Below are 9150 nucleotides of genomic sequence, written 5' to 3'. Positions count from 1 at the left end.
ATTAGACAATTTTATCATCTTTGCAGCTCTTTTAAAATAGTTAAGTGGCTATTTAAGTTTTTTGCTGATGGTCAAATATTCGAGTTCCCAAAAATTTTTCAGTACGGAATTTTGCCACAATCTATTTAGGATTGCTATAGTATGCCAGTTTTTTAACTGTCTATGCTACCGTGGGGAGTTGAACCGTTGCAAATCCAAGCCATTCAGGATTCTGTAACCAAAGCAACGCAGTGGAGATGGTGACAAACGAAAAACTGGGCTATTGCATCTCCTATCGAGGAAAGACGTTATCAAAGATGAATGATGAAGTCTCTCACAGCTACCTCGGTGTTCCCTGTTTCCCTAATCGCCTATGAGTTCCTCCGTAGAGAATCAGCAAACCCAACAAACCCAATCGCCACCCCTGACACCTGCAATGATTCAACGGGTGAAAGAAGGATTAAGTGCAGCCCGCGATCGCAGAGTGCGTGATGCTGTCGAAAATGCTAGAAATAATCTGAATGCGATCGCAAATGGGGAGTCAGATCAGCGAGTCAGGGGAAGGGTAAGGCGTTTCATTCTGCGATCGTTCATTCATCTGCTGTTCCCGGTGCGAATCGAAAACCCGGAATATATCCCCACTCAACCTGCATTACTCACCGCCAACCATCTCAATCACATTGATCCATTACTGATTCTCGCCGAAGTCCCCGGACATCCCTACTACTACACCCCGGCTGATGCTCGTACTCTCTATAATCATTGGTGGAAACGCTGGATTTTGGGTTGGGCGGGGGGTGTCATTCCCCTAGAACGGCGCTGGAAAGAAGAAAAAGCGGTTATTGAAGCCGCCCAAGCAGGGCGCGAGGATTTAGCTGACTTAGCCGCCGCCATTGAAGAGGATGTACCCAGCAACGCCGGATTGGGTACAATGCGACAGATAGAACGGGTGGTGCAGGCAATTTTTGCCCGTGGGGATGGCGTTTTAATCTTTCCAGAGGGGAGACTGGGTGAGGTTGAAGGTGAATTACAATTACCCTTAGCGCGAGGTGGGATTATGTATGCGTTGCGGGCGGGCGTCCCCATTGTACCCGTAGCCTTGATCGGCACTCATGACCTTTATTTTCGCAAGCGATTAACCCTGCGATTTGGCGAACCCTTGCACTTTCCTCAATCCCAACGCCCCAAACCGAAGGAAGTCCAAAAGGCGATGGAAACGTTAGAAGAGGCGCTGATTAAACTCTTACCCAATAATTATCAAGAACCCAACCAACCTAAACCCCTGCGTCATTGGCTCAATTGCCTATTGTTATAGGGTTTCACTATTACCGTTTGAAATGGTGCGTTACGCTTTGCTAACGCACCCTACACCCGCTAAACCTACCTCGACAGACAGCAAGCCGTCTTCAACAAAGGACGTAGCTTGCTTCTCAAGGGAAGCGAGTATGACAAATGACTAAGGACAAATGACAAATGACTAACACTGATTTAGCCTTCACACCCGCCATAGACCAAGCGCAATTAATTCGCCAAGGTCAAGTATCTCCCTTAGAATTAGTCGAACTGTATTTAGCCCGCATTCAACAGTTTAATCCTCAATTGGGTAGTTATTTTAGTGTCGCCACTGATCTGGCGCTAGCGGATGCTAAAGCCAAGACTGAACAGTTGACGCAGATAAGAGATAGTGCTGAACTGCCCCCTTTTTTTGGCGTACCCATTGCTATAAAAGACCTCACCGCTGTCCAGAATTTACCCTGTAGCTACGGCACACCCATTCTCAAAGATAAAATAGCGCCCTACGATGATGGCGTCGTCGCCCGAATTAAACAAGCTGGATTCGTCATTTTAGGCAAAACCGCTACCTCAGAAGTCGGTTCTCTACCCTATACCGAACCCCCAGGATTTCCTCCCGCCCGTAATCCCTGGAATTTAGAATACACCCCAGGCGGATCAAGTGGGGGGTCTGCTGCGGCTGTCGCTGCTGGATTATGCCCGATCGCCCAGGGGTCTGATGGGGGCGGTTCAGTGCGTGGACCTGCCTCCTGCTGCGGCGTGGTGGGGATTAAACCTGCACGGGGTCGAGTCTCGTTTGCCCCGGTAGGCGATCGCCAAAATGGAATTGCCGCTAATGGTTCTTTAGCCCGCACGGTTGCGGATGCGGCGGCGTTGCTGGATGTGATGTCTGGCTATATTCCCGGTGATCCCTATTGGTTACCGGAACCAGAGGTATCGTTTCTGGAAGCCACTCGTCAACCGCTGGGTCAATTGCGAATTGCTTTTTCTACAGCGATACCCCCTCTAGGGGATGCGGCAGAGGTTTGTCAGCAGGCGGTGCATGAAACGGCGCGACGCTTGGAAGAGATGGGACATCAGGTGGAACCGGGTTGTCCTGATTTTAGTGCTTTAATTGAACCTTTTCAAAAGGTGTGGCAAGCCGGGGTAACGGCGACAGGAATTCCTGTGGCGGCGTTGAGTCCGATGAACCAGTGGATTGCCGCCCAATCCGGTTCGGCTGGGGAGTATTTGCAAGCTGTTGCCCAAATGCAGATTATATCGCGACAGATTGTCGGGTTTTTTGAGAATTTTCAGGTGCTGGTGCTTCCGGTTTATATGCACCCAACGATTCGGGTAGGGGAATGGGCGGATTTGAGTCCAGAGGAAACGTTGCAAAATATTATTCGTTGGGTTGCACCTTGTCCTCCATTTAATGCCAGTGGACTACCCGCGATCGCACTTCCGACGGGATTTGATTCAAGGGGTTTACCTGTGGGAGTTCAGCTTGTGGGACGCCCTGCGGCTGAAGCCACGCTGATTGCCTTGGCTACTCGGTTAGAAGCAACAAATCCGGGGATTCACCAGCGTCCAGCGTTGGTGGTGTAATGAATTATAAAGCTTGAAATGCCCATACTATCGTTGGTTATTCCAATTTCCCATGTAGGGGCGGGTTTAGGGACAAAATTAATGAAGTCACCAATCACCTTTCTACAAAACCCGCCCTGCCTCACCCTATCACTAGGCAATGGGCAATAGGCAATGGGCAATAGTGAAGAAAAGCACTGACTAATTAATGGATTGAGCGATTTGAATTTTTCTTCTTTTGTCCTAACGTGTGTGCGTAGTGCTATATGCGATCGCGGTTGGGAATCTGCTGATTTTTGTTGTTCGGTTTGGGATTAATTGATTGTCTGGCGGTGGAGGAATGGGCGGGTGCAAGTTGTTGATTTTGAGTTGTTAATTTATCGGTAAGGAGGGCGGGTTTTGTTGTTCCGTTATCGGTGAGGAGGGCGAGTTTTGTTGTTCCGTTATCGGTGGGGAGGGCGGGTTTTGTTGTTCCGTTATTGGTGAGATAGGGCGGGTTTTGTTGTTCCGTTATTGGTGAATATCTGAATTTATTCCCTAAACCCGCCCCTACAATTGTCCCTAAACCCGCCCCTACAATTGTCCCTAAACCCGCCCCTACAATTGTCCCTAAACCCGCCCCTACAGATTACCTAAAAAGAAAACAGCACTGTACTAAGTTTTGTAAACAAACCTCAAACCCTTACAAATGACAAATGACAAATGACGAATGACTATCTTCACCGTTCACGTTAATTATGTCCACCTACTTATAATCGCTTTCTGCCTTCTATCTGCCATACCCACGGAATAATTGCCCCAGCAATCACGCCTATTCCCACACTAAACGCTAAAACAACTCCCACAGGGAGTTTAATGGATTCAACATTGAGAAATCTAAGAGAGACAAGTGTGGCATTTTGTACCGATAGGATGGCAATTGCCGCAATCCAAGCAGCAACAATCACAGATGTGAGTAGATTAGTTAAGGCTTTCATCTCACGCTCAAGTCTTCAGGGCAGTGGATGCAGTATAGTGTATATGAGTGCAGTTTGACGATATCCAGTATGCTGAGTGGCGATCGCATCTGGGCAAAGTTATTAAGCTAGACCAGGATAGCATTCGGTTTTACTGCCTCTGGGGGTGTTGTCAATGGAAGGTTGAGCGCATCGGTGGTGAAGTTATTCGGGATGATTCGATTTTTTGGGCTTAAATCCGAGAAGGGGTAGGTGTTTTCAAAGGCTGTGGTGATTTTGCGGCTGTATCCCTTATTGGTTCTGGCTTTGAGTACACTAGCAGAAAAATGAGGGTCTCGGAAATCGTGAAACGCTTACTGGTACTGGATTCTGGATGTTTTTTTTAGATGCTTCTTGTCTGCCGAAGTCTGAAATGGTATATTAAAGAGAGTCTCTCGGAACTGAACCTTGAAAACTATATACAGCAAGCGTTTCAGAGGTCGGCAGTCGAAATCCTCTATAATCCCTATCAGGGATTGAAACCTCGGCGATTCCCTGATAATCCTAATCAGTTGGGTCGAAATCCTCTATAATCCCTATCAGGGATTGAAACCTGACTAATATATATCAGGTATTGCCGTTCATGGCGAAGTCGAAATCCTCTATAATCCCTATCAGGGATTGAAACATGGCATCCGCCGAAGAAACTGGCGATGGTCTGGTCGAAATCCTCTATAATCCCTATCAGGGATTGAAACAACTTAATTTCAGATTCTTGCTTTACATTTCAGTGTTGAAATCTTCTGTAATCCAGTCCGCGCAGGCGGACTTTGTTTGTGTAGCAGCGATTTCAATCGCCTCCTCTTGCTGTGTAGAGACGTTGCATGCAACGTCTCTACAACCCTGATTCAGCAAGCCTTAGCTACACCGTTGCTGGTTCCATCTGCTGAATCATCTGCTTCATCGCCTCAGCAATTTGATTTTGCTTTTCAGGAGAATCCGCTTCCATATACACCCGCATCAGCGGTTCTGTACCGGAGGGACGTAGTAACACCCAACTTCCTTCGGATAAATAGAGTTTAATCCCGTCTTTGCGCCCCACTTCTTTAACCTTAATTCCAGCCACTTCTTTAGGGGGATTTTTGGTACAAGTGTCTAGAACAGCAGCTTTGTGATCCTCGTTCAAATGCAAGTCTAGACGCTGGTTGTAAACCGGACCATCCGCTTCTTTAATCGCTTCTTCGACTAACTGACTTAGGGGTTTACCTTCATAGGCAATGGCTTCAGCCACCAGCATATTGGCTAAAATACCATCTTTTTCAGGAATATGCCCAATAATGCTCAATCCCCCGGATTCTTCACCGCCAATCAGCACCTCGGTTTCCCGCATTTTCTGACCAATGTATTTGAAACCGACGGCTGTCTCGTAAGTTTCTAGACCATGTTTTACGGCAAAGTTATCCAATAGGTGAGTTGTGGCAACGGTACGGACGATCGCACCTTTTTTACCTTTGTTTTTAATCAGGTGACGTGCCAGTAACAATAGCACAGTATTGGGGGTTAGTACATTACCCTGTTCATCTACGATACCAAAGCGATCGCTATCTCCATCAGTGGCTAGACCTAAATCCGCATTATCTCGCGTCACGGCTTCTCTTAACCCTACCAGATACTCGCCTTTGGGTTCGGGCATTCCGCCACCAAATAAGACATCACGGGTGGTGTTAAAAGCTTCAGTCTGACAGCCGCAGTTTTCTAGGACATCATCCAGATAACCGCGAGAGGTGGAATAGAGGGCATCGTATTTTACGTTGAGTTGCGCCCGCCGAATCCGCTCTACGTCTAGTAGCGTGTAAATAAACTGTAAATAATCCGGTTTCGGATCAAAGGTAGAAATTTTATCACCCGACTTACCACTAGGCAGTGAATCATCTGCCCCAGCAATATTGGAAACAATCGTATCCGTAATTTCCGGGGTAGCAGGACCTGCATAATCCGGAATATATTTAATCCCGCAATAGGCAGCGGGATTGTGGGATGCTGTAAACATCAGCGCTCCGGCTGAGTTGAGTTGACGTGCTTGATAGGCAATCACTGGCGTCGGACAATCCCGGTTGACAATTTTCACCGTCCAGCCCAAGTCTGCCAAAACCTCAGCAGCAGTGCGGGCAAACTCATCAGCCAGAAAGCGGGTATCGTAAGCTACCAAGACGGTGCGGTCTTTGCCGTAGGCTGTATCCAGATAATTCGCGATCGCACGAGTTACCTTACAGACATTGGCGAAGGTAAAATCATCAGCGATGATTCCCCGCCAGCCATCGGTACCGAATTTTATTTTTTTAGCGCTATTTGTTGCACTCATTTGGGCTACTTTGCTCTTGATTTTCCTCAATTATAGGGGGACGAGTCTTGTCATTTGTAATTTGTCTGAGTGTACCAATGTGTGCCTGAATACAATTTGCTGAAAATAGGATTGGCTTCCCCATTAATCCAGCGTGAGAACCTCTTCTCCAATCGTGGGATGGATACAAATCGTCGCATCTAGCTCTTGCTTGTTGATACCCTGGCGAATCGCCACGGCGAGAGTTTGCATAATATCCGCCGCATGTTCACCCACCATCTGAGCGCCCACGATGCGTTGGTTTTCTCCCTCAGCGATTAATTTAATCATCGCTTTTTCGTCTTGTTCACTCAGGCTGTAAAGCATCGGTTTAAATTCAGTGCGGTAGCAGCGCACGGAGTCACCAAATTTTTGAAGCGCCTTGCTTTGTGTCATTCCCACAGTCGCCGCTTCTGGGCGGGTAAACACCGCAGAGGGAACATCGTCGTAATTTACAGACTGGGGCTGGTTGCCAATCGCCGTATCTACAACAGCTTGACCTTCAGCGATGGCGACGGGGGTTAGGGGGATACGATTGGTGCAATCGCCAATGGCAAAAATAGTATCCTGCGTCGTGCGGCTGTACTCATCCACCTCAATGACGCCTTTTTCACTGACGTTAACCTCCGTGTTTTCCAAACCCAAATTTTTCGTATTGGGGGCGCGACTGGTGGCAATTAAGACGGTATCGGCGTTCAGGGTTTCCTGATAGTCCCCAGATAAGCTGAGTTGGATTCCATCGCTTCCTTGGCTAATTTCTTTGGCTGTCGTTTGAGTCAGAATCCGAATTCCCCGTTGACTTAAGCCCTTTTGCACAGACATACGGATATCGTGATCAAAGCCGGGTAAGATTGACTCTTCGACCTCCATCAGCGTGACCTCAGATCCCAGGGCATCCATCATACTGGCAAATTCTACACCAATATAGCCGCCGCCAATAATTGCCAGTCGCTTGGGCAAGTCTTGCAGGTGAAACATTTCGCGGGAGGTAATCCCATGCTCTTTGCCAGGGATGTTTGGGACAATGGGATGTCCACCCACAGCAATAATAATTTTATTGGCAGTAATTTGGCGATCGCTTACAGTTATCGTATGAGCATCCACAAATTTGGCTTGACCGCGAATCAGGTCGATTCCCGCTTCTTCCAGAGTTTGCCGATAGGATTGATTCAGTTTATCGATATGGTGGTGGACTTTGCTGAGAAATTGTGACCAATTGATCTGCCGTTGACATTCACTCCAGCCATAGCTGGTGGCGAGTTGATCTTGCAAAGCAAAATCAGCCGCATAAACCATTAATTTTTTGGGAATGCAGCCGCGATTGACACAAGTACCACCCAGGGATTCTTTTTCCACCACAGCAACACTGATATCGTAAGCGGCGGCTCGTTTCGCCGCCGCTAGACCGCCAGATCCTGCGCCAATGATTAGGAGTTCGTAATTATAAGACATATTGTTGTTTGAGTATCTGTACCTGATTTGAAGGTTGCATAGGTGAAGTAAGTCTTGCACCATTCAACAGGCAGATTTTTGGGCAATTATAGTCGATTGTAGGGGCGGGTTTAGAAACTAATGTAGGGGCGGGTTTAGGCGCTAAATTAAGATAGCCACCAATAAATGAACCACAAAACCCGCCCTAGTCCAGTCGATTGTAGGGGCGGGTTTAGGCGCTAAATTAAGATAGCCATCAGTAAATGAACCACAAAACCCGCCCTGGCTCACCGATATAGTGATATCAACACAACCCACCTTTATTTATGCCTTCCTCGTTCTCTGGCGCTGCTTCCTTTGATCAAGGCTAAAGCCCTTACTACGAACTACGAACTACGAACTAACGTCATCAACCTTTAGGCAGAGGATAGTCTAGGTCATAACACCTAAGGTAAAGCTGTAATGAAAATTTTTGGCTTGCACATCACCAATTGCCACAATGAGCCAGACTAAATCCCCCGACAAAACTCAAGACCATTCCACCCATACTAAGGAAGAGGCAACTACCTCTCATGTTTCCCCCTGGTTAGTGCGCCTAGTCTATCCCCTAGGGCGTCACCTAGTTTTGCCTTTTTACTTTGGCAAGATTGAGGTCAAGGGACGGGAGAATTTACCCAAGGATAGTCCAGTTATCTTTGCACCCACCCATCGGTCTCGCTGGGATGCGCTGATGTTAGCTTATGCCGCTGGTCGAGATATTACCGGACGGGATTTGCAGTTTATGGTGTCGGTTGATGAAATGAAAGGCGTGCAAGGGTGGTTTATTCGTCGTTTAGGCGGATTTCCCGTTGATCCTAAACATCCGGGAATTTCCAGTCTGCGTCACGGAATTGAGTTATTGGAGAAGGGAAAAGTTCTGGTTATTTTCCCTGAAGGCAATATTTTTCGGACGGAAGAAATCCAACCCTTAGAACCAGGATTGGCTCGGATTGCGCTCCATGCAGAAACGGATCAACCGGGTTTAGGAATTAAAATTGTGCCGATTCGGATTCATTACAGTCAACCTGTACCGCACCAGGGATGCGATGTTGATATTCATATTGGTTCGCCTTTATCGGTGGCAGATTACTGTCATAAACCTGTTAAAGGATGTGCTGAAGAGATTAGGGATGATTTGCGACAGGCGCTTCAGGATATTGGAGATTGATGATTTCGTGATTGGAGATTGGCATCGATTGTAGGGGCGGGTTTAGAAACTAATGTAGGGGCGGGTTTAGGAACTAACGTCAGCTATTTACCAATAAATGCACAACAAAACCCGCCTGACCTCACCTCAGATCTCCTCTCCCAATCTCCTCCCATAGAACAAAAAGCGAAGCAACATCTGGTCTCCCTTTTTCAGCAGGGCTAATTCCGCCGTGATGAGAGAAAATTAGGGCGACCAGAATTTAGCGTAAACTAATGGATCTTGAGCAAACAGAGGCTTCCCCGGATCAGTCGCCCGATAAAAATGGCGTATGAATTCGATGGTCATCGTTTTTAGCCCCAGTCAAGTCAGGTTAGCAA

The 9150-nt window shown here is 47.4% G+C and carries 7 protein-coding genes and 2 pseudogenes; 6 read left to right on the top strand and 3 right to left on the bottom strand.

Going from position 1 to position 9150, the window contains the following annotated elements:
* From RID53_RS06130 to RID53_RS06120, 3 genes and pseudogenes are all read left to right on the top strand, one after another.
* A pseudogene (locus tag RID53_RS06130) lies at nucleotides 1-129 on the top strand (IS630 family transposase); the annotation flags it as partial.
* 223 nt (nucleotides 130-352) lie between these two features.
* Nucleotides 353-1294 (top strand): lysophospholipid acyltransferase family protein, encoded by a 942-nt coding sequence (locus RID53_RS06125; RefSeq protein WP_446387274.1) that lies wholly within the window; start codon nucleotides 353-355, stop codon nucleotides 1292-1294.
* 158 nt (nucleotides 1295-1452) lie between these two features.
* Nucleotides 1453-2859 carry an amidase gene (locus RID53_RS06120; RefSeq protein WP_446387273.1) on the top strand — a complete coding sequence of 469 codons (1407 nt, stop codon included), beginning with the start codon at nucleotides 1453-1455 and terminating at the stop codon, nucleotides 2857-2859.
* A gap of 728 nt (nucleotides 2860-3587) precedes the next feature.
* On the opposite strand, the gene RID53_RS06115 is transcribed toward RID53_RS06120, so the two are convergent.
* Nucleotides 3588-3815 (bottom strand): LapA family protein, encoded by a 228-nt coding sequence (locus tag RID53_RS06115; protein WP_446387272.1) that lies wholly within the window; start codon nucleotides 3813-3815, stop codon nucleotides 3588-3590.
* Here RID53_RS06115 and cas2 point away from each other — a divergent pair.
* Both cas2 and RID53_RS06105 read left to right on the top strand, forming a co-directional pair.
* Nucleotides 3813-4030: pseudogene (gene cas2, locus RID53_RS06110) on the top strand (CRISPR-associated endonuclease Cas2); the annotation flags it as partial. The gene RID53_RS06115 and the pseudogene cas2 overlap by 3 nt on opposite strands.
* A 431-nt stretch (nucleotides 4031-4461) precedes the next feature.
* Nucleotides 4462-4680: a hypothetical protein gene (locus RID53_RS06105; RefSeq protein WP_446387271.1), complete on the top strand. Its 219-nt coding sequence runs from the start codon at nucleotides 4462-4464 to the stop codon at nucleotides 4678-4680.
* Nucleotides 4681-4695: 15 nt separating this feature from the next.
* Here RID53_RS06105 and RID53_RS06100 read toward each other — a convergent pair whose 3' ends face one another.
* Nucleotides 4696-6135, bottom strand: a complete 1440-nt coding sequence (locus RID53_RS06100; RefSeq protein ID WP_446387270.1) for a phosphoglucomutase/phosphomannomutase family protein — start codon at nucleotides 6133-6135, stop codon at nucleotides 4696-4698.
* A gap of 123 nt (nucleotides 6136-6258) precedes the next feature.
* Nucleotides 6259-7605 carry a glutathione-disulfide reductase gene (gene gorA / locus RID53_RS06095; protein WP_446387269.1) on the bottom strand — a complete coding sequence of 449 codons (1347 nt, stop codon included), beginning with the start codon at nucleotides 7603-7605 and terminating at the stop codon, nucleotides 6259-6261.
* A 478-nt stretch (nucleotides 7606-8083) separates the two neighbouring features.
* On the opposite strand from gorA, the gene RID53_RS06090 reads away from it, so the two are divergent.
* Nucleotides 8084-8791, top strand: a complete 708-nt coding sequence (locus tag RID53_RS06090; protein ID WP_446387268.1) for a lysophospholipid acyltransferase family protein — start codon at nucleotides 8084-8086, stop codon at nucleotides 8789-8791.
* The last annotated feature ends 359 nt before the right edge of the window (nucleotides 8792-9150 follow it).

Origin of the sequence: Coleofasciculus sp. B1-GNL1-01 (assembly GCF_040220235.1) — a bacterium.
GTDB lineage: Bacteria > Cyanobacteriota > Cyanobacteriia > Cyanobacteriales > Coleofasciculaceae > Coleofasciculus.
Note: the sequence above shows the minus strand (reverse complement) of the source record. Positions and strands in the feature narration are given on the sequence as shown.